A 26,007-nucleotide genomic window follows, 5' to 3' on the forward strand; every position below is an offset into this window, starting at 1 on the left:
TAGGGCGTGGATCAGCCGTCCGGGGCCTCCGGCTCGGGAACGGTCGGCACCGGAAGCCCGGCCAGCCGCCTGCGGCAGCGCTCGGCGCGGCGGGTCAGCGTCTCCCAGACGGCGCGGGCGCCCTCGTCGCGGCGGTGGCTCAGCCCCCGTTCGCAGACGGCCAGCGCGGCCCGGTCCTCGCCGAGGCGCTCGTGGCCGAGGGAGAGCCGGTTGAAGACCACCGGGTCGCGCACCCCCTGGTCCACCGCCCACTGCCACAGGCGCATCGCCTCGGCCACGCGCCCCCGTCGTTCCATTCCCTGCCCCGCGTAGCGGGCGGCGCGCCCCAGGGCCGCGAGGTCGCCGGCGGCGCGCAGCAGCGGCAGCGCGGCGGACAGCTCGTCGACCCACGCCGGGTCGGCCCCGTAGTGCGAGACCAGCGCGGCCCCGGCGCTGCCGGTGGCGCACAGGCCGAGGGTCACACAGGACCAGCAGCGGCCGCAGTCCGGGAGCGCGGCGATGGCGGCCGCGGTCTCGGGGAAGAGGGCCAGCAGGTGGTCCGGGCTCTCGGCCCCCTGGTCGAGCGCGGCCAGCCAGGTCACGGGCTGGGCGACGTCGTCCCTGCGGGTCTCGGGGTCGGCGAGCAGCAGGTCGAGCGCGGTCACCAGCGCCTGTCGCGCCCACTCGGGGCGCGGCCGGCCGAAGGCGGCGGTCGGGGAGCTGAGCGTTCCGCCGAACCAGCCCCACAGCCGTCCGGCCTCGGGGCAGTCCTCCTCCTGGAGGGTGGTCAGCGCCGCGCGCCAGGCCGCGACGCCGTCGCGCCAGGCCGCGATCACCTCGTGGGCGCCGCGATGCGCCGGGCTCAGCCCCGGGGTCTCGGCGTCGCAGCGGGCGCGCCGGCGGCGCTCGCGGCGCAGCACCTCGGCGCTGGGCTCGGCGAGCCCGTCCAGGCCGGTGTGCCCGTCGGCGGCGGCGCGGTCGAGGAGTTCGAGCAGCAGCGCGGCGGTGACCTCGGCGTCGGAGTCGGCGCGGTGCGCCCGGTGCGGCAGGCCCAGCGAGGCGACGCAGGTGGTCAGCCGGTGGTTGGCCAGCTCCGGCAGGTAGCGGCGGGCCAGGGTGAGGGTGTCGAGGCTGGTCCCGGGGACGGGCCCGGCGCCGGCCAGCTCCAGCTCCATGGCGAGGAACCGCAGGTCGAAGCCGACGTTGTGGGCCACCAGGACCGCGCCGTCGAGCCGGTCGAGGATCGCGGGCAGCACCTCGACGAAGCGTGGCGCCGCCGTGCTCTGGGCCTTGGTGATCCCGTGGATGTGCACGGGTCCGGTGTCCCGGCCCGGGTCGAGCAGGCTGGTCCAGCGGTCGGTGACCCGGCCGTCGACGACGGTGACGAGGGCGAGCGAGACCATCCGGTCGCCGCGCTCGGGCTCGAAACCGGTGGTCTCGCAGTCGAGCACCACATAGCGGTGGCCGGTCAACGGGTGGGCCGGCGCGGCCGGCAGTGAGCGGGAAGGGGAACGAGAGACGCCGTCGGTGCCGGGGTCGGCGGGGGAACCGGGGGCGTCGAGCGGGTCCGGTATGTCGGTCTGCATCGGTGTTCCGAGGGGCGGAGGGGAACGCGGGCGGCGCGCTCAGCGCCAGCCGTGGCGCGCCTGGAGGTTGTGCACGACGCGATTGAACCGCGCGCGGTCAAGCGCGCACGCCTCCCGGCGCATCCCGTCCGGGTGGACCCGCAACACGCGCTCCAGATGCACCCAGGAGTCGCGGCCCGTGCGGTCCCACGGCCCGGAGCCGAGCGGCAGCCACTCGTCGTCGCGGTCCCGGTCCCGGCTCGTCAACTGCACGGCCAGCAGGGTCTCCCGGTCCGCCTCGCGCGCCACCACCAGCACCGGCCGGTCCTTGCCCCGGCCGTCCCCCTCCTCATAGGGCACCCAGGTCCAGACGATCTCCCCGGGGTCCGGATCGCCGTCGGGCTCCGGCGCGTACTCGGTGCGCACGCGCCCTATGCGGCGCGGCTCCACCTCGACGGTGGCGGTGGCTCCGTAACGACCATGTATCTCGTCTGCCTGGGTGCGATCCATGGGCACACGGTATCGCCGCCGTCCACCTCCCTTGTCAGTGGCGGGCCTTAGCGTGGGGAACGGTCGAACCCCGGCCGGTGGCAGCGGAGTTGTGAGGGGAGGCGAAGGCCCGGGGCTCAGGGCTCCATCGAACGCAGCACGCGCTCCCGGATGCCGTCGAGGAAGCGCGGCACGTCGGCCATCGCGGTGTCGGTGCACTGCACGATCAGGTCCATCACGTCGCCCGCCGAGAGCGCGCCCACCACCGGATGGACATGGGCGAGCGCGACGCGCTCCTCCATCCGCTTCAACACATGGATGGCGAGGTTGAGTTCGGGCACCCGGCCGGTGTCGCCGAAGTCGACCTTCCGCCGCACCACCCACATGTCGGGGATGACCTGCCCGAAGACGATGAGGTGCGCCAACGCGAACATGGAGCGGGCGCACTGGCGAGCGCTCTCGTCCGACTCGTCCTGGAGCGCCCGCACCGCCTCCTCGTCCTCGGCCAGATGGGCCTTGATCAGGGCCACGGCGTGCAGCACTTCGTCCCTGGTGTACGGCCTGACGGCGTCGTCCACGCGTCAACTCCCTGCTCACTGTGCGCTGACGGTACGAACACCCAGTGTGTCAGCTCACGCGCGGGGACGGGCCCGTTCGGTCGACTTCCCGCCCCCGGGACGGGGCCCGGTCAACCTTCTCCGGGCGGCCCGCTCCACGCCGGCCGGTCGGGATGGTCCATCCGCACCACCACGTCGGCGGCCCGCAGCGGGTCCTCCTCCGCCGCGTACCGGGCGAAGGCGGGCAACGTCCACCGCTCCTCCGCCGGCGTGCGCCGCGCCAGCGCGCCCTCGGAGAGGGCCAGGTGGACCGTCAGATCGGCGGGAAACCATCGCCCCAGCAGGAAGGTGCCATGGAGCAACAGCACGCCACCCGGCGGGAGTTCGACATACGGGCTGCGCGTCGCCCGGTCCCGCTCCGCGTCCCACAGGTCGGGCAGCACCCGCCCGCTTCCGCCGGGGTCCAGCGGCGTCAGCACCTCCCGCCAGAGCGCGCCGACGTCCAGCCAGGACTCCCGGTAGGAGTCCGGGTCCCGCCGGCCGAACTCGTAACGCAGCGAGGCCGCGCGCAGGAAGCCGGCCGCGTCCACCACGAGCGCCGAGCGGCCCCGCACCCGCAGCTCCTCGGCGACGGCGCGGGCCAGTCGTTCGCCGCCGGCCACCGGGGCGCCGTCGAGCAGCATCCGCCGCCACGTTCCCGGCCCGGCCCCCGGCTCGGCCCCCGGGGCGAGCACCCCCTCGGCGAGGGCGGCGGCCAGCTTCTCCCAGGTGATCGCCTCCAGCCGCATCCCCCCATCATCGTCGAGGCCCGGCGGGGGCGCGGACGGGGCCAGGACGGGCGCGGCTGGAGCGCGGGCCGACCCCGCCCGGAGCGCGGACGGCGGCCGGGCCGGCGCCCGTTCCCCGAGGTGGGCGCGTTCTTCCCTCCGCGCGCCCGGCGCCGCACGATAGATCCATGAGCCACAACGCCACCGAACCCACGCAGCTCGTCCCCTATGTGGAGGCGCTGCGCGCCCGGTTACCGGCCGCGCAGTTCATTCTGCTGATGCGCACCTTCAACGCCTGGCTGACCGGCGGCGGCCGGCTGGGCGTTCCGCTGGTGCCGCACCAACGCGCGGAGGACGAGCCCTTCACCGCCGAGTTGCAGAACGAGATGCTCACCCTGATGCGGCTGACGACCGCCTCCTGAGCCGGCCCCTCCCCGCAGCACTCCCCGCCAGCGACTCCCCCACGCCGACCGGGACGCGCAGACCTCCCCGGGATTCGCTCCCCCGGCCCCGGCAGATGACATCTTCTTGTCAGGTGTTACCCGAAAAACACCACAGGGAGCGAAAGGGGAGATATATGCCGGATGTCTCCGAGCAGATCATCGATCTCGCCAAGCGGCGCGGCGAGCCCGTGGTGGTCCAGACCCTCCGGTCCTCCGCCGCCGCGACCCTCGCCTACATGGCCGCGCTCTGGCTCACGGACGTCACCGCGCCGCTGCTGGCCCCCCTCACCGCGCTCCTGGTCGTGCAGGTCACCCTCTACGCCACCATCACCACCGGCGTGCGCCGGGTCAACGCGGTGGTCACCGGCGTGCTGCTGGCCTCCGCCTTCAGCGCCGTGGTCGGCCTCAGCTGGTGGAGCCTGGGGCTGCTGATCCTGGCCGCGCTGACGGTCGGTCATCTGGTGCGGGTCAGCGAGTTCGTTCCCGAGGTCGCGATCTCCGCGATGCTGGTGCTCGGCGTGACCCAGGTCGCCGAGACCGCCCTGGACCGGGTCGTGGAGACGGTGATCGGCGCGGTGGTCGGGCTGCTGTTCAACCTGGTCTTCATCCCGCCCGTCTGGGTGCGCTCGGCCGGCGACGACATCGAGGAACAGGCCCGGCGGATGCGTCAACTCTTGGTGCGGCTCAGCGAGGAGGCCGACGAGCGGGAGCCCAGGCTCCCCAAGCTCTCCGACAAGCTGGAGGAGGCCCGCCAGCTCGACCACGACGTGGCGCAGGTGGACGCCTCCCTGACCCAGGCCGAGGAGAGCCTGCGCTTCAACCCAAGGGCCAAGGAACCGGTGCTCACCAGGATCGTGCTGCGCACCGGCCTGGACACCCTGGAGGTCTGCGCGGTGATCCTGCGCACCCTCTCCCGCAACCTGACCGACCTCGCCGCCAGGCGCGGCGACCAGCCGCTCTTCCCCGACGACGTGGCGCCCGCCGTGCGGGAGCTGCTGAGCAACCTCGCGGGCGCGGTGGACAGCTTCGCGACGCTGATCACCAGTCAGGTCAGCAGCACCGCCGACGAGGCCGAGGCGTTCCTGGAGGTCGAACTGGACGCGGCCAGGATCAGCCGCGAGCACGTCGCCCAACTCCTGCTGACCCGCGTGCAGGAGCACCCCAAGCAGTGGCAGTGGCACGGCTCGATGCTCGCCGAGGTGGACCGGCTGCTGGACGAGCTGGACACCGAGCACCGCTCCGCCAAGCTGGCCAGGGAGCTGGACCGGGTCTCCCGCGAGGAGCGCGAGCAGAACCCCCGGCTGCACCGCATCCGCCGGCGGATGCGCCGGCTGCGTTCCCGCGCCAAGGCCCGCCTCCGGCCCGGACGGGCCGGCTGACCGCCGTTCCGTCGAGCCGCCGGCGGACCCGTCGCGGCGTCAGGAACCGAAGGTAATGGGCCCCGTGATGTTCTGCGCCTGGATCACCGGGCCGCTGACCTGGGCGTTCCCCCCGACCTTGTTGTGCACGGTGCTCCGCTGGGCGTCCAGCGCCGGCTGGTGGGTCGCCGCCCAGTCCCGCAGCTGGTCGGCGAACTCCTCGTCCGCCTCGGCCCGATCGCTGATCTCCCCGACCAGCACCCGCACCGACTCCTCGTCGTCCGGGACGACGGGATCGGCCCGGCCGGTGATGCGGCGGGTCAGCGACATGAGCGACTCCCAGGCGTGACGCCCCGCCTCGGTGGCGACGCTACCGGCGGCGGCGGTGACCAGGGCGATGGCGGACTCAAGCTCCATGACCATTACGGTAGCGCCCCGGGCACCGGCGCCGCCACGGGTTCGCCGCACCCCCGGAACGCTCAGCCCTCCTCGGCCAGCTCCACCAGCCTCGGCCACAACTCCTCGACCTGGGCGTCGAGTTCCGCCAGCGTCCCGTCATTGTCGAGCACGAAGTCCGCGATCGCCAGCCGTTCCTCCCGGCTGGCCTGGGCGCCCATCCGGGCCCTGGCGTCCACCTCGCTCATGCCGCGCGCCCCGGTCAGCCGCGCCAGCCGGGTCTCGTCCGAGGCGTCCACCACGATCACCGCGCGATAGCGGTGCGACAGCCGCTCCTCGGCGAGCAGCGGAACGTCGTGCACCACCACCGCCCCCGGGCCCGCCGCCTGCTGCAACTCGGCCGAGCGGCGCGCCACCAGCGGGTGGACGATCCCGTTGAGCGCCCTGCGACGCCCGGCGTCGGCGAAGACCAGCCGCCCCAGCCGCTCGCGGTCCAGCGACCCGTCGGCGGCCAGCACCTCAGCGCCGAACTCGGCGACCACGGCCGCGAGTCCCGGCGTGCCCGGCGCCACCACCTCGCGCGCGATGACGTCCGAGTCCACGATCACCGCGCCCCGGCGCGCCAGCGCCCGCGCCGCCTCACTCTTGCCGGCGCCGATCCCGCCGGTCAGGCCCACAGCCACCATGGCGGCAGGCTACCGCTACGGCTGACCGTCGCCGTCCTCGCGCTCCGCCAGGAAGCGCTCGAAGACCTCGCCCAACTCGTCGGCCGACGGCAGCTCCACCGGCTCGGCCACCAGGTTGCCCCGGGTGGCGCCGCCGGCGATGGCGTCGTACTGCTGCTCAAGCCCGCGCACCACGGCCACCAGGTCGGACTCGCCCTCGGCCAGCTCGCGCTCGATCTCGTCCTGCGTCTTCAACGCCCGCACCCGCAGCGTGTGCACCGCGTCCGGCAGCACCAGACCGGTGGCGGCGGTGACCGCCTCCAGCACCACCAGGGCGGCATCCGGGTAACGCGACCGCGCGATGTAGTGCGGCACATGCGCCGCCACGCCGAGCACGTCGTGCCCGCCCTGCTCCAGCCGCAGCTCCACCAGCGCCGCCGCGCTCCCCGGAACCTGCGCCTCCTCGAAGAGCGAACGCCGCACCGGCACCAGCTCGGCGCGGTTCCCGTGCGGGGTCAGCCCCACCGGCCTGGTGTGCGGGACACCCATGGGAATGCCATGGAAGTTGACCGAAAGCCGCACCCGCAACCGCTCCACGATCTGGCGAACGGCGGCGGCGAAGCCCTCCCACTCCACATCGGGCTCGGGGCCGGAGAGAACGAGGAACGGCTGGTGCGTCGCGTCCCTCACCAACCGGAGCCTGATGCCGGGCTGTTCGAAGGCCGTCCACCGGTCACGTCGGAAGGCCATGGACGGCCGTCTGGCCCGGTAGTCCACCAGCCGGTCATGGTCGAAACTGGCCACCGTCTCGGTCGACTGGTCCAGCAGCTGCTCGATCAGCTGTCCGCCGGTGTCGCCCGCGTCGATGAAACCGTCAAAGTGGTAGATCAGCACCGGTCCCGCGCTGTCGGGCCCGCCGACGGCCTCCTCGACCCGGGCGATCCCGTCGGGCTCCCATGCGTACAACTCCTGCGGATCACGCACCGTACCCGCTCCCCTTCCGCTGTCTCGCGTCTGCCGTCTCAACGCCCGCACCCGCCACAGCATTCCGCGTGCGGCGGGACCCCAGGGTAGGGGCGGCGGGGCCCGGAAGACGCCAAGGGCCCGTCTCCTCACGGAAACGGGCCCTCGGGCGCGGATGAGTCACACCCGCGACGGCTGGGTCAGCTCTGGCCGCCGGCCAGCTTCTCCCGAAGCGCGGCGAGCGCCTCGTCCGATGCCAACGCACCGGAGTCCTCCGACGGGCTGGAGGAGTACGAACCGCCGCCGGAGCCGCCGCCCGACTGCTGGGCACCGCCGCCGCCACCGCCGCCGGCCGCCTCGGCCTCGGCCTGGGCGTCCGCCTCGCGGGACTTGATGACCTGCGCCTGGTGCTGCTCGAAGCGCTGCTGCGCCTCGGCGTACTGGCGCTCCCACTCCTCGCGCTGCTTGTCGAAGCCGGGCAGCCAGTCGTTCGCCTCCGGGTCGAAGCCCTCGGGGTAGATGTAGTTGCCCTGGTCGTCGTAGGACGCGGCCATGCCGTAGAGGGTCGGGTCGAACTCGACCACCATCGGGTCGGGGCCGAAGTTCTCGTTGGCCTGCTTCAGCGAGAGGCTGATCCGACGACGCTCGAGGTCGATGTCGATGACCTTGACGAAGATCTCGTCGTTGACCTGGACGACCTGCTCCGGGATCTCCACGTGGCGCTCGGCCAGCTCGGAGATGTGGACCAGGCCCTCGATGCCCTCGTCGACCCGGACGAACGCGCCGAACGGCACCAGCTTGGTGACCTTGCCGGGCACGACCTGGCCGATCTGGTGGGTCCTGGCGAACTGCTGCCACGGGTCTTCCTGGGTGGCCTTCAGCGACAGGGAGACGCGCTCGCGGTCCATGTCGACGTCGAGCACCTCGACGGTGACCTCCTGGCCGACCTCGACCACCTCGGAGGGGTGGTCGATGTGCTTCCAGGACAGCTCGGAGACGTGCACCAGGCCGTCCACGCCGCCCAGGTCGACGAAGGCGCCGAAGTTGACGATCGAGGAGACGACGCCGGAGCGCACCTGGCCCTTCTGGAGGGTGGTGAGGAAGGTCTGGCGGACCTCGCTCTGGGTCTGCTCCAGCCAGGCGCGGCGGGAGAGAACCACGTTGTTGCGGTTCTTGTCCAGCTCGATGATCTTGGCTTCGAGCTCCTTGCCGACGTACGGCTGGAGGTCCCTGACCCGGCGCATCTCCACCAGGGAGGCCGGGAGGAAGCCCCGGAGGCCGATGTCGAGGATGAGGCCGCCCTTGACGACCTCGATGACGGTACCGGTGACGATGCCGTCCTCGTCCTTGATCTTCTCGATGGTGCCCCAGGCGCGCTCGTACTGGGCGCGCTTCTTGGACAGGATGAGACGGCCTTCCTTGTCCTCCTTCTGGAGAACCAGGGCCTCGATCTCATCGCCGACAGCGACGACCTCGTTGGGGTCCACGTCGTGCTTGATCGACAGCTCGCGCGAGGGAATGACTCCCTCGGTCTTGTAGCCGATGTCGAGCAGGACCTCGTCCCGGTCGACCTTCACGATGACGCCGTCGACGATGTCGCCGTCGTTGAAGTACTTGATCGTCTCGTCGATCGCGGCGAGGAAGGCTTCCTCGGAACCGATGTCGTTGACCGCAACCTGCGGGGTGGTCGCGGTGGTCTCGGTGCTGCTCGTCATGTGGTAAAGGGCTCCGGTACGGACATATTGGTAGGCACTGCTACGCCGAAGACCAATATCGCACTGCCGCAGCCGGACAGCCTGAGAAGCGCGACCCCCAATCCCGAAGGACCGGAAAAACGCGCCTCGCCAACCGAGGGGACATACAACAGATGCGAGCGCGACCTGCTCCGTCCGAGGCGCGCAAGCCCGCAGCGCGTCTTATAGCATACGGGGGCATCCGATCAGGGTCAATGCGCGGTTCGCCCCACGAGGGGCGCTATTGGGCCAAACCTGGCACTTTTCACTCGGCCCTCACACCCCGAAGGGGGCCGCCACGCCGAGCACGGCGTGGCGGCCGGACGATCACAGGGCGCGGCGGGTCGCCGGGGTGGGCGCGGCCTGCTGCGGCGAGCCGTCCGCTTCGGAGTCGTCGGTCCCGTTCTCGTCGCCCTCGCCGGGCTCGTCAGGGCTGTCCGGCTCGTCGGGGTTGTCGGGCTCGTCAGGGTCCTGCGGGTCGTCGGGGTCGGGGCACTCCTCGCCCTCGCCCGGCTCCTCCCCGTCCTCGCCCTCGTCACCTTCGTCTCCCTCGCCGGACTGGCCCGGCTCGTCGGGCGTCTCCGGGTCCTCGGGAGTCCCGGTCCCGTCGTCCTCGCCGGGCTCGCCGGGCTCGTCCGGCTGCTCACCCGGGTCGTCCGGGTCCCCAGGCTCCTCCGGGTCCTCGGGGCACTGGGGCTCGCCCGGCTCGCCCGGCTCGCCCGGGTCGTCCGGGTCCTCGCCCGGGTCTTCGGGGTCCTCGCCGCCCGGCTCTTCGGGCTCCTCCGGCTCCTCCGGGTCCTCGGGCTGCTGCTCGTCGGGGTCCGTCGGGCGGACCTCGCCGTCGGACTCGGCCGGCGGGCGGGGGTCGGCCTCGTCGCCCTGTCCCGGCCGCTGGGGGCGGGGCTCGCCCCGGTCGGGGCGCTCGTCGGGGCGGCCGGAGTCGTCCGGGTTCCCCGGGCCGGGGCTGCCGGGGAGGCTGCCCTCGCCGTCGGGCACCTCGTGGGCGCCGTCCCGGTAGTAGTCCAGCCAGGAGCGGACCGTGCGGACGTAGTCCCAGGAGCGGTTGTAGCTGAGCAGGGCCTGGTCGAGGTCGTCCGAGTTCGACAGGTCGCGGTCGTTGGCGCAGAGGTAGAGGCCGGCGGCCAGGGCCGCGTCATAGACGTTGTTCGGGTCGGCGGTGCCGTCGCCGTTGCCGTCGGTGCCCCAACTCGCCCAGGTCGAGGGGATGAACTGCATCGGGCCGACCGCGCGGTCGTAGCGCGCGTCCCCGTCGTACGCCCCGCCGTCGGTGTCCGAGATGTTCGCGAAGCCGTCGCCGTTGAGCACCGGGCCCAGGATCGGGCTGACCGTGGTGCCGTCGGCGGTGACGTCACCGCCCCTGGCGTGGCCGGACTCGACCTTGCCGATGGCGGCCAGCACCTCCCAGTCCAGCCGGCAGCCCGGGTCGGTCTCGGCGAGCCTCGCCGCGGCCGAGCGGTAGGCGTCGAGCACGGTGGCCGGGATGCCGGCCTCGTCGGGCAGCGGGCTGCCGCCGCCCTGGCCGTCCTCGCGGTCCTCGTCGGGCTCGACGCCGTCCAGCGGCGGCAGGTCGGTGTGGTACGGCAGCTCCACCGGCGCCTGGCCCGGCTCCTGATCCGGCTCCTCGGCCGAGGAGCGCTCGGCCGGCTCGGGCGGTGGCGAGCTGTCCTGGCTGAAGACGTCGGAGGCCTGAGAGGCCGTCAGCGCCGCCATCGCGGCGGCGGCGACCGCCGAGCCCGAGACGCCCCTGCGAATCCTGCTGATGCGCAACCCCACGCGTACTTCCCCTCGTTGACGCACTCCCTCCGTGACCGACGACGCTAGACCACGGTTGGTTCCCGGGACCAGAACGGCGGGAGGGGGTGGTGTGACGATGTGGCGAACGCGGGTGGGCGCGGGCGCGGGTCAGTGCGCGGCGGCCTCCCAGCTCACGCCGGCGCCCACCGAGACGTCGAGCGGGGCGCGCAGTGTCACCGCGCCGGCCATCTCGCGGCGGACCAGCTCCTCGACCCTGGCCCGCTCGCCGGGCGCGACCTCCAGCACGATCTCGTCGTGGACCTGGAGCAGCATCCGGCTGCGCAGCCCCTCACGGGTGAGGGCCTCGTCCACCCGGAGCATCGCGATCTTGACGATGTCGGCGGCCGTGCCCTGGATCGGGGCGTTGAGCGCCATCCGCTCGGCCATCTCCCGGCGTTGGCGGTTGGAGCTGGTGAGGTCGGGGAGGTACCGGCGGCGGCCCATCAGCGTCTGGGTGTAGCCGACGATCCGCGCCTCCTCGACGACCCGCTGGAGGTAGTCCCGCACGCCGCCGAAGCGCTCGAAGTAGGTGTCCATCAACTTCCGTGCCTCGTCGGGCGCGATGGCCAGCTGCTGGGAGAGGCCGAAGGCGGAAAGTCCGTAGGCCAGGCCGTAGCTCATCGCCTTGATCTTGCGGCGCATCTCGGCGTCGACGCCGCCCTTGTCCACCGAGAAGACCTGGGAGGCGACGGTGGTGTGCAGGTCCTCGCCCGAGGTGAACGCCTCGATCAGGCCGGCGTCCTCGGAGAGGTGGGCCATGACCCGCAGCTCGATCTGGCTGTAGTCGGCGGTGAGCAGCGTCTCGTACCCCTCGCCGACCACGAAGCCACCCCTGATGGCCCGGCCCTCGTCGGTGCGGACCGGGATGTTCTGAAGGTTGGGGTCGGTGGAGGAGAGCCGGCCGGTGGCGGCGACCGTCTGCTGGAAGGTGGTGTGGATGCGGCCGTCGGCGGCGATGGTCTTGATCAGGCCCTCGACCGTGGTGCGCAGCCTGGCCTGTTCGCGGTGGCGCAGCATGATGACCGGCAGCTCGTGCTCGGTCTGCCCGGCGAGCCAGAGCAGGGCGTCGGCGTCGGTGGTGTAACCGGTCTTGGTCTTCTTGGTCTTGGGCAGGCCCAGCTCTCCGAAGAAGACCTCCTGGAGCTGCTTGGGCGAGCCCAGGTTGAACTCGTGGCCGACGGAGGCGTGCGCCTCGCCGACCGCCTGGTGGACGGCCGTCGCGAACTGCTCCTCCAGCGCGGTCAGATGGGGGCGGTCGGCCGCGATGCCGGCGCGCTCCATCCGGGCCAGCAGGGCGGAGACGGGCAGCTCCAGGTCGGTGAGCAGCTCGGCGGCGCCGACCTCGGCGAGCCGGCCGACGAAGACCTCGCCCAGGTCGAGGATGGTGCGGGCCTCGCGCATCAGGGTGTCCGCCTCGGCCGCGTCGTCGGCGCCGAAGGCGAGCTGCCCGTTGTCCTCCGTGGGGCGGGCCAGCTCGCGGCCGAGGAACTCCACGCTGAGGCCGTCCAGCGCGAAGGAGCGCCGGCCGGGCTGCACCAGGTAGGCGGCGAGCGCGGTGTCCATCGTGACGCCCTCGACCCGCCAGCCGTGCTCGGCGAAGACGCGGAAGACCTCCTTGGCGCCGTGCAGCACCTTGGGGCGCTCGGGGTCGGCGGCCCAGGCGGCGAACGCGGCCTCGTCCTCGGCGGTCAGCGCCGTCGGCTCGAGCCAGGCCGCCGGCCCATCGGCGGCCGCCAGCGCGACCGCCGCCACGCTGCCGGCGCCCAACTGCCAGCTGTCCAGGGTGGCCAGGCCGAGCGGCGCGGGGCCCCGGGCGGCGAGCCAGGGGCCGAGCGCGCCCTCGCCGAGCAGCTCGCCGGCGATCTCGACGCCCTCGGCGACGGGGATCTCGCTGTCCTCGGCGCCTGGGTCGACGGCGAAGAGGCGGTCCCTGAGGTTGGCGTTGCGGAACTCCAGGGCGTCCAGCAGGCCGGTGACCGCCGCCACGTCGTAGGGCTCGCGGGCCAGGTCGGCCGGGCGGCAGTCGAGATCGACCTCGCGGTCCAGCTCGGTGAGGACGCGGTTGAGCCTGACCGCGTCCACGTGGTCGCGGAAGGCCTGGCCGGCCTTGCCCTTGACCTCGTCGGCGCGGGCCACCAGGTCGTCGAGGGAGCCGAACTGGTTGATCCACTTGGCGGCCGTCTTCTCGCCGACGCCGGGGATGCCGGGGAGGTTGTCCGAGGGGTCGCCGCGCAGGGCGGCGAAGTCCGGGTAACGGGCCGGCGAGAGGCCGTACTTCTCCAGGACCTTCTCCGGGGTGAAGCGGGTCAGCTCGGAGACGCCCTTGGTCGGGTAGAGAACGGTGATCTGCTCGCTCACCAGCTGGAAGGCGTCCCGGTCCCCGGTGACGATGGAGACCTGGAAGCCCTCGCTGGCGGCCTGGGTGGCGAGCGTGGCGATGACGTCGTCCGCCTCGAAGCCGTCGACGGCGAAGCGGCGCACCCGCATCGCGTCCAACAGCTCGCCGATCAGCTCGACCTGGCCCTTGAACTCGTCGGGGGTGGCGGAGCGGGTGGCCTTGTACTCCGTGTACTTCTCCGAGCGCCAGGTCTTCCGTGAGACGTCGAAGGCGACGGCGAGATGCGTGGGCGCCTCGTCACGCAGGGTGTTGGCGAGCATCGAGGTGAACCCGTAGATCGCGTTGGTCGGCTGGCCGACCGTGGTACTGAAGTTCTCCGCGGGGAGGGCGAAGAAGGCGCGGTACGCCAGGGAGTGCCCGTCCAACAGGAGCAGGCGGGGCGTCTGGGTGCTCTGCGATGCGTTCTCAACCACGTCGTCGATCCTGCCACGGACCACTGACAGTCCACTCCGACCGTGCGACGATCGGGCGGAGGCAGGGGCCAGGTGGCCCGAGAACGAGCAGCGGAAACGAGAAGCGGAGAGGTGCAGCGATGGCAGCCGAGCCGCCCGCCGACGACCCGGTCCAGGACGCGCCCGAGGTCGGCCCGCCCCGGCGCGCCGCGGCCGGGCTGCCCGCCGTCGGGCACAGCCTGCGGGTCGCCGGACGGCAGATGGGCGTGCGGCGCACCGCGTTGACGCTGCTGCGCGTCAACCAGCGGGACGGCTTCGACTGTCCCGGCTGCGCCTGGCCTGAGCCGGCGAAGCCGCACCGGGCCGAGTTCTGCGAAAACGGGGCCAAGGCGGTGGCCGAGGAGGCGACGAAGCGCCGGGTGACGCCGGCGTTCTTCGCCGAGCACCCGCTGTCCGAGCTGGCCGAACGCTCCGGCTACTGGCTGGGCCAGCGGGGCCGGTTGACCGAGCCGATGTACCTGGCCGAGGGCGCCACGCACTACCGGCCGATCGGCTGGGACGAGGCGTTCGACCTGGTGGCCGAGGAGTTGGCCGCGCTGGACTCGCCGGACGAGGCCGTCTTCTACACCTCGGGGCGGACCAGCAACGAGGCGGCCTTCCTGTACCAGCTGTTCGCGCGGGAGTTCGGCACCAACAATCTGCCGGACTGCTCCAACCTGTGCCACGAGTCGTCCGGTTCGGCGCTGACGGAGACGCTGGGCGTGGGCAAGGGCAGCGTGCTGCTGGAGGATCTGCACCGGGCCGAGCTGATCGTGGTGGCCGGGCAGAACCCGGGCACCAACCATCCGAGGATGCTGTCGGCGCTGGAGCGGGCCAAGCGCGGGGGCGCGCGGATCATCACGGTCAACCCGCTGCCCGAGGCGGGCCTGGAGCGGTTCCGGAACCCGCAGACGGCGCGCGGCCTGGTGGGCGGCGGCACGGCGTTGACCGACCTGTTCCTCCAGGTGCGGATCGGCGGTGACCAGGCGCTGTTCCGGATGCTCAACCGGCTGATCATCGAGCGGGACGCGGTGGACCGCGCGTTCGTCGAGGAACACACGCACGGCTACCCGGAGTTGGCGGCCGCCGCCCGGGCGGCTGAGTGGGACGAGACGCTGGCGGCGACGGGGCTGACCAGGGCGGAGATCGAGCGGGCCCTGGAGATGACGCTGGCGGCGGACAGCGTGGTGGTGTGCTGGGCGATGGGGCTCACCCAGCATCGGCACGCGGTCCCGACCATTAAGGAAGTGGTCAACTACCTGCTACTTCGGGGCAATATCGGTCGCCCGGGGGCCGGGGTGTGCCCGGTGCGGGGGCACAGCAATGTGCAGGGCGACCGGACGATGGGCATCGTGGAACGCCCGAGCGCCGCGTTTCTGGACGCGCTGCGCACGGAGTTCGGCTTCGAGCCGCCGCGCCACCACGGCCTGGACGTGGTGAACGCGATCCGCGCGCTGCGCGACGGGCGTGCGAAGGTGTTCTTCGCGATGGGCGGCAACTTCGTGGCGGCCAGCCCGGACACCGAGGTCACCGAACGGGCGATGCGCCGCGCCAGGTTGACGGTGCATGTCTCGACGAAGCTCAACCGCTCGCACTGCGTGACCGGCGCCCGGGCGTTGATCCTGCCCACGCTGGGGCGCACCGAGCGCGATGTCCGGGCGGGCGGCGAGCAGTTCGTCACCGTGGAGGACTCCATGGGCGTGGTGCACGCCTCGCGGGGGCGGCTGCGGCCGGCCTCCGGGAAGCTGCTGTCCGAGCCGGCGATCGTCTGCCGGCTGGCCCGCCGGGTGCTGGGCGAGCGCAGCGCCACGCCCTGGGAGGAGTTCGCGGCGGACTACGCGGCGGTGCGGGCGAGGATCGCGCGGGTGGTGCCGGGCTTCGAGGACTTCGAGGAACGGGTGAGCCGGCCGGGCGGCTTCACCCTGCCGCACGCGCCGCGCGACGAGCGGCGCTTCCCGACGGCGACGGGCCGGGCCAACTTCTCGGCCGAGCCGGTGCGTTGGCCGACGGTGCCCGAGGGCCGGCTGCTGCTCCAGACGCTGCGCTCGCACGACCAGTACAACACCACCATCTACGGCCTCGACGACCGCTACCGGGGGATCAGGGGCGGCCGCCGGGTGGTGCTGGTGCGCCCCGAGGACGCGGCGGAACGAGGGCTGGCCGACGGCGACTTCGCGGACCTCACCAGCGAGTGGACCGACGGCACGGAGCGGGTGGCGCGCGGCTTCCGCGTGGTGCACTACCCCACCGCGCCCGGCTGCGCGGCGGCGTACTACCCGGAGACCAACGTGCTGGTCCCGCTGGACGCCACGGCCGAGACCAGCAACACCCCGGTGAGCAAGTCGCTGGTGATCCGCCTCACCCCGAGCGCGCGTTGTCAGTGAGAGCTGATAGAACGTCGCCCATGGGCGAAACCAGTGACTCCGTGTTCTCCCCGCAGGTCATCGACGAGTGGGCGGGGCTCGGCATCGACCTGCCGGCCCTCTTCTCGGCGGGCGAGCTGGGCAACCGGGTGGGGCTCCGCATCCAACAGGCCGCTCCCGAGCGGGTGGTGGGCACGCTGCCGGTGGCGGGGAACACCCAGCCGTACGGCCTGCTGCACGGCGGCGCCTCCGCCGTGCTGGCCGAGACGCTCGGCTCGGTCGGCGCCATGCTGCACGCCGGCCCCGGCAAGATCGCGGTGGGCGTCGATCTCAACTGCACCCACCACCGGCCGGTGCGCACGGGTGTGGTCACCGGGGTGGCCACGCCGGCGCATGTGGGCCGCACCTCGGCCACCTTCGAGGTGGTGATCACCGACGAGCGGGGCAAGCGGGTCTGCACGGCCCGGCTGACCAGCGCGCTGCGGCCGGCCGCCCAGCAGAACGCGCCAGCGGCCGACGCGAGCACGAGCGCGGACGCGGGCGCGGACGCGGGCGCGGACGCGGACGCGGACGACTCCGGAGGGATACGGGCCTGACGAGCCCCCCGGGTTGGGGCGCGCACGCCCGGCGGGCGGATCAGGCCGGTTCGCGGGCGTACAGGTCGAGGCGGCCGCAGCCGCGACAGCGCCACGCCTCCACCACCCAGCGCTGCCGCCCCATCAGCCTGGCCCCGCCGAACACGCCCCGGTCCAACGCGCCGGCGATCCACCGGGTGTAGCCCTTGGCGCCCTGCCCCAGGTCCTCCAGGAAGCCGGGCTCCCGCTCCCGGCTGCCGCACTGCCCACATGTCCAGTCGCTCATGGTCGGAGCGTAGGCGCACCCGTCCGGAGCCCGGGAGTCGGAGGCGGCGGCTGTGACAGGCCCGTCGCGGAACCGCGACCGTTCCGCGCGCCGGTTCCCCGGCGGGACGACGGCGGGCGGCGGCCGACCCGGGTCACCCCCGGTCAACCGCCGCCCGCCGCACGAAAAGGACGCCGCGCGGGGCCGCTACTCCACGGCCTCGCCGAGGTAGGCCGCCCGCACCCGGGGGTCGGAGAGCAGCGCGTCCGCCTGGTTCGACATGACGACGGAGCCGGTCTCCAACACATAGCCGTAGTTGGCCAGTCGCAGCGCCTGGGAGGCGTTCTGCTCCACCAGCAGCAGGGTGGTGCCCTGCTCGTTGATCTCCCGGAGGATCTCGAAGATCTGCTGGACGATCAGCGGCGCCAGCCCCATCGAGGGCTCGTCGAGCAGCAGCAGGTCCGGCTTGCCCATCAGGGCGCGGCCGATGGCCAGCATCTGCTGCTCGCCGCCGGAGAGGGTGCCGGCGATCTGCTTGCGCCGCTCGGCGAGCACGGGGAAGAGCGTGAAGACCCGCTCCAGGTCGGCGGGGTCGGGCCGGCGCAGCCGGTAGGCCCCCATCTTCAGGTTCTCCAGGATGGTCATCCGGGCGAACACCCGGCGCCCCTCGGGGACATGGCCGATCCCGAACCGCACCAGCTCGTGCGACTTGATGCCGTCCACCCGCTCGCCGCGCAGCAGCACCGCCCCATCGCGCGGCCGCAACATGCCCGAGGCCGCCTTGAGCGTGGTCGACTTGCCCGCGCCGTTGGCGCCGAGCAGCGCGACCACCTGGCCCTGGGCCACGGTGAGGCTGACGCCCTTGAGCGCCTCGATCGCGCCGTAGTAGACGTGCAGGTCGCGCAGTTCCAGCAGCGGGGTGGCGCCGTCGGCGGCGGCGTCGCCCGACTGCGGAAGGGCGTCCTTGTCCAGTTGGGTGCTCACCCTCGGTCCTCCTCAGGCGCGGTGCCGGAGGGCCGGCCGGCCGTCTCGCTGGTTCCTTCGGCCGCCTCACCGGCCGCCTCGTCCGCCCCTTCGGCGTCGGCCCGTTCGCCCCCTTCGGCCGCATCGTCGGCCGCCTCGGCCTCCGCCTGACGGGCGGCCTCGGCGTGTTCGGCCTGCTCCGCCACCAACTCGGCGACGGCCTCCGACTCCTCGTCGGAGGAGACGCCGAGGTACGCCTCGACGACCGCCGGGTCCTGCTGGACCTCGGCCGGGGTGCCCTCGGCGATCTTCTTGCCGAAGTTGAGCACCGCGACCCGGTCGGCGACGGACATCACCAGCCGCATGTCGTGCTCGATCAGCAGCACGCTCACGTCGAGTTCGGTGTTGATCCGCCGGATCAGCCGCTCCAGGTCCCGCTTCTCGGTCGGGTTGGTGCCGGCCGCCGGCTCGTCGAGGAGCAGCAGCTCCGGCTTGGTGCCCAGCGCCCTGGCGATCTCCAGGCGGCGCTGCTCGCCGTAGCTGAGTGCCGAGGCCAGCTCGTTGATCCGGTGTTCCAGGCCGACGAAGGACAGCACCTCGTGTGCCCTGGCGTCGCTCTCCCGCTCGTCGCGCCGGGCGTTGGGCAGCCCGAGCATGATCGAGACGGGGTCGGTCTTCTGCCGGGTCTCCACCGCGATCTTGACGTTCTCCAGCACGGTCAGCGCGCCGAAGAGCCGGATGTTCTGGAACGTCCTGGCCACCCCGAGCCGGCTGACCTTGTGCGGCTTGCGGCCGCGCAGCTCGTGCGCGCCGCCGGCCCTGGGCCGGAAGGTGATCCGGCCCTCCTGCGGGTGGTAGGCGCCGGTCAGCGAGTTGAACAGGGAGGTCTTGCCCGCCCCGTTGGGCCCGATCACGGCGAGGATCTCGCCCCGGCCGACGCGGAGTTCCACGGCGTTGAGGCTGGTCAACCCGCCGAAGCGGAGCGTGACCCCGGTCGCGTGGAGCACATCGTCGGCCGTCTTCGAGGCCGCCCCCGCGGTCTGCCCACTGGTCTCGGTCGTCATCCCTGCGCACCTCCCGGCTGCGCGCCCAGCGCGTCGGCGGAGCCGGTGCCCTCCTGGGACATCCGCAGCTCCCGCTGCCTACGCCGCGAGGGCCACAGCCCCTGCGGCCGGTAGATCATCATGACCACCAGCAGGCCGCCCAGATACATGTAGCGGTCCTGGGCGTCGACGGTGTCCCGCAGGTACTCCGGGAGCCAGACCAGGATCGCGGTGCCGAGCAGCACCCCCGGGATGGAGCCCATCCCGCCGAAGACCACGTAGGACAGCACCAGCACGGACATCAGCACCAGGAACATCTCGGAGTTGATGAAGCCCAGCTTGCTGGCGTAGATCACCCCGGCGATGCCGGAGGTGGAGGCGCCGATGGCGAACGCCAGCAGCTTGAAGCGGACGGTGTCCACGCCGGTGGAGGCGGCGGCCACCTCGTCCTCCCTGATGGCGGTCCAGGCCCGGCCGACCCGCGAGTGCTCCAGGCGGAGGAAGAGGAACAACACGCCAATGACAAAGGCGAGTTGCAGCCAGTAGTAGGGCGCAGGGTCCAAGCCCCACTCATAGGACCAGAAGCCCAGGTCGATGGAGAACCGATCCGAGGACGCGCCCCGGGTGCCGCCGGTGAACTCCGTCCAGTTCTTGGCCGTCAGATAGACGATCTCGTGGAAGCCCAGGGTGACGATGGCCAGATAGTCGCCGCGCAGCCGGAGCGTCGGGGCGCCCAGCAGCACGCCGGCTATGAGGCAGGTGAGCACCGCGACGGGCACCACCAGGAAGTTGTTCAGTTCGACGGGCGGCTCGACCGGCAGCCCGCCGGTCCAGAACGCCGCGCTGTAGGCGCCGATCGCGAAGAACGCGATAAAGCCGAGGTCCAGCATTCCGGCCCAGCCGACGACCACGTTCAGGCCGATGGCGATCAGCAGGAACATGCCGATCTGGTCGACCATGACCTGCTGCCAGAAGGTGCTGACCATCAGCGGCAGCACGATCAACACGAGCAGCAGCGCGCCCAGTCCGCCGGCCTGGTAGGCGCGGTGCCCCCGGAAGAGCGTCGACAGCCGGCGCCCGCCGTCGGCCACCCGGCGCACCTGCCCGGCGAGGCCGCCGGGCGCGTCCTTCGCCGTCCCGTCCTCGGGCAGCGGCGCGGCCGCCGCCCTGACCCGGGCGAACAGTCCGCGCGTCCAGTCCTGGAGGAACTCCCGAACGGCCCAGATGGCCAGGAAGATGCCGAGCCAGATCCAGATGCCGGTGCCGGTGAAGTTCTCCTCAAGGGCGTAGAACAGGTCGTTCCGCACCCCCTGCACGCCGGTGACCTGGGCCATCACGACCGCCGTCACCACCATGGCCACCAGCCGCTTGAAGCGCGGCTGTTGGTACCAGGACTGCTTGCGCAGCCTGGCCGCCGACGGCGTCTTACCCGCCGTGACTCCGACGCTCATGCTGTCCTCCCCACACGCTCACCGAGCAGGCCGGTCGGCCGGAACATCAACACCAGGACCAGCACGGCGAAGGCGCCCACATAGCGCCAGGCGTCGCTCCAGATCTCCACCGTGAAGGCCTCGACCACGCCGAGGAGCAGCCCGCCGAGCACGGCGCCCCTGACGTTGCCGATGCCGCCGAGCACGGCGGCGGCGAACGCGGTGATGCCGGGCAGGAAGCCCATCGTGTACTCGACCTGGAGGTTGGTGCCGAAGAGGAAGCCGGCGACGCCGCCGAGGAGGCCGCCCAGCACGAAGGTGCGGGAGACGACCTTGTCGATGTCGACGCCCATCAGCGAGGCGACCTCGGGGTCCTGGGCCACGGCGCGGATGCCGGAGCCCAACTTGGTCCGGTTCACGATCAGATCGACGGCGGCGAGCATCACGAGGGCCGCGCCGACGATGATCAGCTGGGTGATGCTGACCCTGGTGCCGAACACGGTGAAGACGGTCTTGTTCTCGTACATGGTCGGCATGGCGATCGGATAGCGACCGAAGAGCTTGCCCGCCAGGTTGTAGAGAAAGAAGGACGCGCCGATCGCCGTGATCAGAAAGACCAGTCGAGGGGCGTTCCGTCTCCGCAACGGGCGATAGGCCGCCTTCTCGAGTCCGAAGGCGATCGTGCCACCGAGGATGGCTCCCGCACATATGCCGAGAAGAACGTAGACCGCGGACTGCATACCGGAGGGATCGGCGGCCGGCTCCACGATGGTGAGCGCGATAACGCCGCCGAAACCGCCGGCCATAAAGACCTCGCTGTGCGCGAAGTTCAGGAGCTGCAACACGCCGTAGACAAGCGTGTAGCCGATGGCGATGACGGCATAGAGGGAGCCGAGCACCAGGCCCAGGACAAGAACGTCCCAGCTATCGGAAAGGGACATGGACGGAACTTCCTTGTGGGAACAGGCGGCAGAGGTGTGTCCGAGGAAGGCGGGGCGACCGGTTCACGGCCGCCCCGCCGTTGTCCTCACGGCGTGTCAGCCGCCGACCAGCTCGTCGACGTTGCCCACGTAGCCGCGGACACCCTCTTCGACCTGGTAGAGGAAGATCGACTCGTTCTCGAACTCACCGGTGTCGGTGAAGGAGAAGGTCTTGGTCAGGCCCTCGTACTCGCCGCTGGCCAGCGCCTCGTAGACCGCCTGGCGGTTCACGTCGCCGTCGAGACCGGCGATGGTCTGGATGATCATGTTGGCGACGTCGTAGCTCTCCGCCGAGTAGGTGCCAGGCGCCTCGCCGTACTCCTCCTGGTAGCGGTCGGCGAAGTCCTGCGTGGCCTCCTCGGCGGTGGCGTCCGTGCAGGGGCAGGTCAGGTACCAGCCCTCGGAGGCGTCGCCGGCGAGGTTGATGAACTCGTCGTCGTTGGAGCCGTCACCCGAGATGCCGATGCCCTCGAAGCCGGCCTCCGCGAGGCGGGTGGCGAACGGGCCCAACGCCTCGTAGTAACCCGCGTAGATCAGCGCGTCGACGTTCGCGGACGTCACCGTGCGCGCGGCGCTGCCGTAGTCCACGGTGTCGGCCGGGACGCTCTCCTGCTGCGCCTGGAGGCCGGCGGCCTCCAGCTCCGCCATCGCCACGTCGGCGAGGCCCTCGCCGTACGGGGTGACGTCGTCGATGACCATCACGGACTCGACGCCGTCCTGTTCGGCCAGGAACCTGGCCATCGCGCCGCCCTGCGCGTTGTCGTTGGGCACGGCGCGGAGGAAGGTCGGGAAGCCCTCCTCGGTGATCGTCGGGTTGGTCGCCGACGAGGAGACCGTGGCGAGCCCGGCCTGCCCGTAGAGCGGCGCGGCCACGAAGGTCGGGCCGGAGAACGCGGGGCCGACGACGGCCATCACGTCCTGGTCGTCGATCGCGGACTGGGCGGCCGAGGTGGCCTGGCCCTCCGCGCCCTGGTCGTCAGCCGGGACGTACTCGATGGTGAAGTCGTACTCGCCGCTTTCGTTGGCCTCCTTGATGGCGAGCTGGACCCCGTTCTCCATGTTCTCGCCGAGCGCGACGTTCTGTCCCGAAAGGGGGCCCTGGTAGGCGATCTTGTAGGTGTCTCCGCCACCGCCCCCTCCGTCCCCGTCGTCGCTACAAGCGGTAAGAAGGAGCGCACCGGCGGCCACCGGTATCGCGAGTCGCACGATGGATTTGTTGAGCACTTGGTAAACCCCCTGGAACGAGCCCAGACATGTCGGCACCGCACGACGTCCATGCACCACGCACTCTGGTGCGGCGTGCAGCGGAATCTATTGCCCCGCGAGCTGCACGAACACAGTGTCGCGACAGATGTGATCGCCTCGTGACCTGCGGCACATGCCGGAAACAGAACATAACTGCCCGGTTAGCGGACGATCCGGACACCTGTCCAGTGGTCGGAGGTCACCAATTCCCAAAAGCACAAGCGCACGCCGGAGAATGCTCCGGCGTGCGTTGTCAAGAGAGCGCCCCTGGGCGCAACGAGCCCGATTTTACGGAGAGTTAACTCGGCGCGGGGCTCACTTCTGCTGCTTCTGCCGCTTCTCCTCGGCGTCCTGGATCACGGCCTCGGCCACCTGGCGCATCGAGAGCCTGCGGTCCATGGAGGTCTTCTGAATCCACCGGAAGGCGGCCGGCTCGGTCAGCCCGTACTGGGTCTGGAGCACGCTCTTGGCCCGGTCCACCAGCTTGCGGGTCTCCAACCGCTGCGCCAGGTCGGCGACTTCGCCGGCCAGGCTGCGCAGCTGCTGGTACCGGGAGACGGCGATCTCGATGGCGGGCACCACGTCGCTCTTGCTGAACGGCTTGACCAGGTACGCCATCGCGCCGGCGTCCCTGGCCCGCTCCACCAGGTCACGCTGGGAGAAGGCGGTCAGCATCAGGACCGGGGCGATGTTGTCGGCGGCGATCTTCTCGGCGGCCGAGATGCCGTCCATCACCGGCATCTTCACGTCGAGGATGACCAGGTCGGGGTTCAGCTCGCGGGCCAGCTCGACGGCTCGCTGGCCGTCCCCGGCCTCGCCGACGACGGTGTAGCCCTCCTCCTCCAGCATCTCCTTCAGGTCGAGGCGGATCAGCGCCTCGTCCTCGGCGATCACGACACGGGTGGTGAGGGGCGGGACGTGGGCGCTGTCCGAGGTGACCGCCTCGTCGGGGACATCCGCCGGGGTGTCGCGCTCATCAGGGACGTCGGGGGTGCTCACGTTGCTCCTCGGTTCTCCGCTCGGTTCTCCGCCAGCTGGGGCCACCCCCGAGCCTACCTAGTCGGCGGCCGGTCGCAGGCACCAGCCGGGAGCCTATAGACTGCCGTGGCGTCGCCTGCCGGGTTGGTGGAACGGCATACACGGAGGTCTCAAACACCTCTGCCCGAAAGGGCTTGCGGGTTCGAATCCCGCACCCGGCACCGTTTTTCTTTCTCGGGGAGGCGCGCCCCCGACGGCCGGTCCGCGACGAACGCGCCCGAGCGCCGGCACAACGCCGCCTGGCGGCGCGCCCCGCGAGCAGCCTCCCGCAGTCCGCAGCGGCCCACCGTGCCTGCCGTCCCCGCGCCGAAGCCGGCACAACGCCCGCGTCCGCCCCGCCTCTGTCCCGCGTCTCGGGCGGAGCCGGCACCGGCCGACGGTGGATCGCGTGGCGCGGACGAGTGTGGGTACGGCGGGAGTTGCGCGGATACGCGAAGGGAAGGAACGCCGGAGTCGCGCGGCGCCGGCGCTGGAGCGCAGACGGCGAGATGGTGCGCGCGGCGGCGCGCCCGCCGGTCCCCGGAACGCACGGCGCGCAGCCGCACAGCACCCCGCGCAACCCCCGCCGCTGGGGCGGTGCCCCCCGCACGCCGACGAACAAAAAGCGGCCGGGCCCTCGCCCCTCACGCAACAACCGCCGCCGGCGAGGGCTCCACCCGCGCACCCCTCACCAACCGCGCGCCCCGCGCAACAACCCCCGCCGGCGCGCCCACCCCTCACCGGCCGCGCGCAGCGCATAACGCCCACCCCCCGCACGCCAGCGCGGCACCCGGCGGCGCGCCCAGCGCGCCCGCCGCTCCCCGAAACGCCCAGCGCCCAGCGCGCCCGCCGCTCCCCGAAACGCCCAGCGCGCAGCGTCCCGCGCCCAGCGCGCCCGCCGCTCCCCGGAACGCCCAGCGCGCAGCGTTCAGCGGGGCGCGTCGTCCTCGCCGACGTGGTGGACGCGGACCAGGTTCGTCGAGCCCGGGGTGGCCGGCGGGGAGCCGGCGGTCATCACCACGACGTCGCCGATCCGGCAGCGGCCGACGCGCAGCAGCTGCTCGTCCATCACCGTCACCATCTCGTCCGTGGTCCGCACCGTCGGCACCAGGTGGGCCTCGACGCCCCAGGTCAGGCTGAGTTGGGCGCGGGTCGCCGGGTCGGGCGTGAAGGCGATCAGCGGGATCGGCGACCGGTAGCGGGAGAGCCGCCGCGCGGTGTCCCCGCTCTGGGTGAACGCCACCAGCAGCTTCGCGTCGAGGAAGTCGCCGATGTCGGCGGCGGCCCTGGCCACCGCGCCGCCCTGGGTGCGTGGCTTCTCCGCGTCGGCGAGCGGCGTCAGCCCCTCGGCCAGCAGCTCGGCCTCGGCGGCCTCGACGATCCGGCTCATGGTGCGGACCGTCTCCACCGGATACCGGCCCACGCTGGTCTCGCCGGAGAGCATCACCGCGTCCGTGCCGTCGAGCACCGCGTTGGCGACGTCGGACGCCTCGGCCCTGGTCGGCCGGGAGGCGTCGATCATGGAGTCCAGCATCTGGGTGGCCACGATCACCGGCTTGGCGTTCCGCTTGGCCAGCCGCACGGCGCGCTTCTGCACCAGCGGCACGGTCTCCAGCGGGACCTCGACGCCCAGGTCGCCCCGGGCGACCATGATCCCGTCGAAGGCGTCAACGATGTCGCGGAGGTTCTCCTCGGCCTGCGGCTTCTCGATCTTGGCGATCACCGGCAGGAAGCGGCCTTCCTCGGCCATGATCCGGTGCACGTCCTTGATGTCGTCGCCGGAGCGGACGAAGGAGAGCGCCACCACGTCGACGCCGGTGCGCAGCGCCCAGCGCAGGTCCTCGATGTCCTTGCCGGACAGGGCGGGCACGGAGACCGCGACGCCGGGCAGGTTGAGGCCCTTGTGGTCGGAGACCAGCCCGCCCTCGACGACGCGGGTGTGGACCTCGGTCTCCGTCACCTCGACCGCCTGGAGCGTCACCCGGCCGTCGTCCACCAGAATGCGTTCGCCCGCCGTCACGTCCTGGGCGAGGCCGGTGTAGGTGGTGCCGCAGCGGCGGTGGTCGCCGAGGGTGTCCTCGGTGGTGATGGTGAATTCGTCGTCACGTTCCAGGAGAACGGGACCTTCCGCAAAGGCGCCGAGTCGGATCTTCGGGCCCTGGAGATCGGCGAGAATTCCGACGCTGCGGCCGGATTCGGCGGCGGCCTTCCGGACGCGTTGGTAGCGCAGCTCGTGCTCGCGGTGCGCGCCGTGGCTGAGGTTGAGCCGGGCCACGTCCATTCCGGCTTCCACCAGCTCGGTGATCCGTTCCAACGAGTCGGTCGCGGGGCCCAGGGTGCAGACGATTTTCGCTCGGCGCATGGGGCAACCCTAGGAGTTACCAGCCAGTACCAGACTATCGAGAAGTGACGAGGGGACGGCGGGCTTTTCACAAGAGACCAACAATCAACAGAATGAGCGCGACGCCGCTCTGATGAGCCGTCCGCGCCTTATCGTTTCTCTTTCCGCGCCCCGGGCCGCGTGAACCGCGTCGCCGCCACGTTCCGCCCCGGTCGGGCGCCGGCTC

22 protein-coding genes and 1 tRNA gene are annotated in these 26,007 nt (G+C 72.0%); 5 read left to right on the top strand and 18 right to left on the bottom strand.

Going from position 1 to position 26,007, the window contains the following annotated elements; all coding sequences use genetic code 11:
- Positions 1 to 11: 11 nt before the first annotated feature.
- From FH609_RS07400 to FH609_RS07415, 4 genes are all read right to left on the bottom strand, one after another.
- Positions 12 to 1,565 (bottom strand): 3'-5' exonuclease, encoded by a 1,554-nt coding sequence (locus FH609_RS07400; protein ID WP_139666545.1) that lies wholly within the window; start codon positions 1,563 to 1,565, stop codon positions 12 to 14.
- Positions 1,566 to 1,604: 39 nt separating this feature from the next.
- Entirely contained in the window at positions 1,605 to 2,054 is a 450-nt protein-coding gene (locus tag FH609_RS07405) for a type II toxin-antitoxin system PemK/MazF family toxin (protein ID WP_139666544.1), read from the bottom strand.
- A 116-nt stretch (positions 2,055 to 2,170) separates the two neighbouring features.
- Positions 2,171 to 2,611 carry a DUF6224 family protein gene (locus tag FH609_RS07410; RefSeq protein ID WP_139666543.1) on the bottom strand — a complete coding sequence of 147 codons (441 nt, stop codon included), beginning with the start codon at positions 2,609 to 2,611 and terminating at the stop codon, positions 2,171 to 2,173.
- A gap of 110 nt (positions 2,612 to 2,721) precedes the next feature.
- Positions 2,722 to 3,378, bottom strand: coding sequence for a uridine kinase (locus FH609_RS07415; RefSeq protein ID WP_139666542.1), 657 nt, complete (start codon positions 3,376 to 3,378; stop codon positions 2,722 to 2,724).
- Between the two features lie 167 nt (positions 3,379 to 3,545).
- Here FH609_RS07415 and FH609_RS07420 point away from each other — a divergent pair, with 167 nt between their 5' ends.
- Complete coding sequence (locus FH609_RS07420; RefSeq protein WP_139666541.1) at positions 3,546 to 3,779, top strand: hypothetical protein; 234 nt, start codon at positions 3,546 to 3,548, stop codon at positions 3,777 to 3,779.
- Positions 3,780 to 3,934: 155 nt separating this feature from the next.
- Positions 3,935 to 5,179, top strand: a complete 1,245-nt coding sequence (locus tag FH609_RS07425) for an FUSC family protein (protein WP_139666540.1) — start codon at positions 3,935 to 3,937, stop codon at positions 5,177 to 5,179.
- Positions 5,180 to 5,218: 39 nt separating this feature from the next.
- On the opposite strand, the gene FH609_RS07430 is transcribed toward FH609_RS07425, so the two are convergent.
- The 6 genes from FH609_RS07430 to polA all read right to left on the bottom strand — a co-directional run bounded on the left by FH609_RS07430 (position 5,219) and on the right by polA (position 13,541).
- Positions 5,219 to 5,575 carry a hypothetical protein gene (locus FH609_RS07430; RefSeq protein ID WP_139666539.1) on the bottom strand — a complete coding sequence of 119 codons (357 nt, stop codon included), beginning with the start codon at positions 5,573 to 5,575 and terminating at the stop codon, positions 5,219 to 5,221.
- Positions 5,576 to 5,637: 62 nt separating this feature from the next.
- The gene (gene coaE, locus FH609_RS07435) at positions 5,638 to 6,240 is read right to left on the bottom strand and encodes a dephospho-CoA kinase (protein ID WP_139666538.1); all 603 of its coding nucleotides are present in this window, start codon (positions 6,238 to 6,240) and stop codon (positions 5,638 to 5,640) included.
- 15 nt (positions 6,241 to 6,255) lie between these two features.
- A complete protein-coding gene (locus FH609_RS07440; protein WP_139666537.1) occupies positions 6,256 to 7,203 on the bottom strand; it encodes a proteasome assembly chaperone family protein in 948 nt (315 codons plus the stop codon).
- Between the two features lie 179 nt (positions 7,204 to 7,382).
- Positions 7,383 to 8,897: a 30S ribosomal protein S1 gene (rpsA, locus tag FH609_RS07445; RefSeq protein ID WP_139666536.1), complete on the bottom strand. Its 1,515-nt coding sequence runs from the start codon at positions 8,895 to 8,897 to the stop codon at positions 7,383 to 7,385.
- 345 nt (positions 8,898 to 9,242) lie between these two features.
- The gene (locus tag FH609_RS07450; RefSeq protein WP_226961475.1) at positions 9,243 to 10,709 is read right to left on the bottom strand and encodes a lytic transglycosylase domain-containing protein; all 1,467 of its coding nucleotides are present in this window, start codon (positions 10,707 to 10,709) and stop codon (positions 9,243 to 9,245) included.
- 129 nt (positions 10,710 to 10,838) lie between these two features.
- Entirely contained in the window at positions 10,839 to 13,541 is a 2,703-nt protein-coding gene (gene polA / locus FH609_RS07455) for a DNA polymerase I (protein WP_139666535.1), read from the bottom strand.
- A 119-nt stretch (positions 13,542 to 13,660) separates the two neighbouring features.
- Between polA and FH609_RS07460 the strand changes: the two genes are divergently transcribed.
- A complete protein-coding gene (locus tag FH609_RS07460) occupies positions 13,661 to 15,943 on the top strand; it encodes an FdhF/YdeP family oxidoreductase (RefSeq protein ID WP_139666534.1) in 2,283 nt (760 codons plus the stop codon).
- A gap of 20 nt (positions 15,944 to 15,963) precedes the next feature.
- Positions 15,964 to 16,518: a hotdog fold thioesterase gene (locus FH609_RS07465; RefSeq protein ID WP_139666533.1), complete on the top strand. Its 555-nt coding sequence runs from the start codon at positions 15,964 to 15,966 to the stop codon at positions 16,516 to 16,518.
- A gap of 40 nt (positions 16,519 to 16,558) precedes the next feature.
- Here FH609_RS07465 and FH609_RS07470 read toward each other — a convergent pair whose 3' ends face one another.
- The 7 genes from FH609_RS07470 to FH609_RS07500 form a co-directional block, all read right to left on the bottom strand.
- The gene (locus FH609_RS07470; RefSeq protein WP_139666532.1) at positions 16,559 to 16,783 is read right to left on the bottom strand and encodes a hypothetical protein; all 225 of its coding nucleotides are present in this window, start codon (positions 16,781 to 16,783) and stop codon (positions 16,559 to 16,561) included.
- A 186-nt stretch (positions 16,784 to 16,969) separates the two neighbouring features.
- Positions 16,970 to 17,746 carry an ABC transporter ATP-binding protein gene (locus FH609_RS07475; protein WP_405378847.1) on the bottom strand — a complete coding sequence of 259 codons (777 nt, stop codon included), beginning with the start codon at positions 17,744 to 17,746 and terminating at the stop codon, positions 16,970 to 16,972.
- The gene (locus FH609_RS07480; protein ID WP_139666531.1) at positions 17,743 to 18,789 is read right to left on the bottom strand and encodes an ABC transporter ATP-binding protein; all 1,047 of its coding nucleotides are present in this window, start codon (positions 18,787 to 18,789) and stop codon (positions 17,743 to 17,745) included. The genes FH609_RS07475 and FH609_RS07480 overlap by 4 nt, the downstream gene beginning before the upstream one ends.
- Positions 18,786 to 20,219: a branched-chain amino acid ABC transporter permease gene (locus FH609_RS07485; RefSeq protein ID WP_139666530.1), complete on the bottom strand. Its 1,434-nt coding sequence runs from the start codon at positions 20,217 to 20,219 to the stop codon at positions 18,786 to 18,788. The genes FH609_RS07480 and FH609_RS07485 overlap by 4 nt, the downstream gene beginning before the upstream one ends.
- On the bottom strand, positions 20,216 to 21,139 hold the full coding sequence (locus FH609_RS07490; RefSeq protein ID WP_139666529.1) for a branched-chain amino acid ABC transporter permease: 924 nt from the start codon (positions 21,137 to 21,139) through the stop codon (positions 20,216 to 20,218). Before FH609_RS07490 ends, FH609_RS07485 begins: the two co-directional genes overlap by 4 nt.
- Positions 21,140 to 21,235: 96 nt before the next feature.
- Positions 21,236 to 22,384, bottom strand: a complete 1,149-nt coding sequence (locus FH609_RS07495; RefSeq protein ID WP_226961476.1) for a branched-chain amino acid ABC transporter substrate-binding protein — start codon at positions 22,382 to 22,384, stop codon at positions 21,236 to 21,238.
- Positions 22,385 to 22,738: 354 nt separating this feature from the next.
- Positions 22,739 to 23,422 (bottom strand): ANTAR domain-containing response regulator, encoded by a 684-nt coding sequence (locus FH609_RS07500; RefSeq protein WP_139666527.1) that lies wholly within the window; start codon positions 23,420 to 23,422, stop codon positions 22,739 to 22,741.
- A 117-nt stretch (positions 23,423 to 23,539) separates the two neighbouring features.
- Here FH609_RS07500 and FH609_RS07505 point away from each other — a divergent pair.
- Positions 23,540 to 23,622: transfer RNA gene (locus FH609_RS07505), tRNA-Leu, on the top strand.
- Between the two features lie 746 nt (positions 23,623 to 24,368).
- Here FH609_RS07505 and pyk read toward each other — a convergent pair.
- Positions 24,369 to 25,802, bottom strand: coding sequence for a pyruvate kinase (gene pyk, locus FH609_RS07510; RefSeq protein WP_139666526.1), 1,434 nt, complete (start codon positions 25,800 to 25,802; stop codon positions 24,369 to 24,371).
- Positions 25,803 to 26,007 lie beyond the last annotated feature (205 nt).

The organism is Streptomyces sp. 3MP-14, from assembly GCF_006334905.2.
GTDB lineage: Bacteria > Actinomycetota > Actinomycetes > Streptomycetales > Streptomycetaceae > Streptomyces > Streptomyces triticirhizae.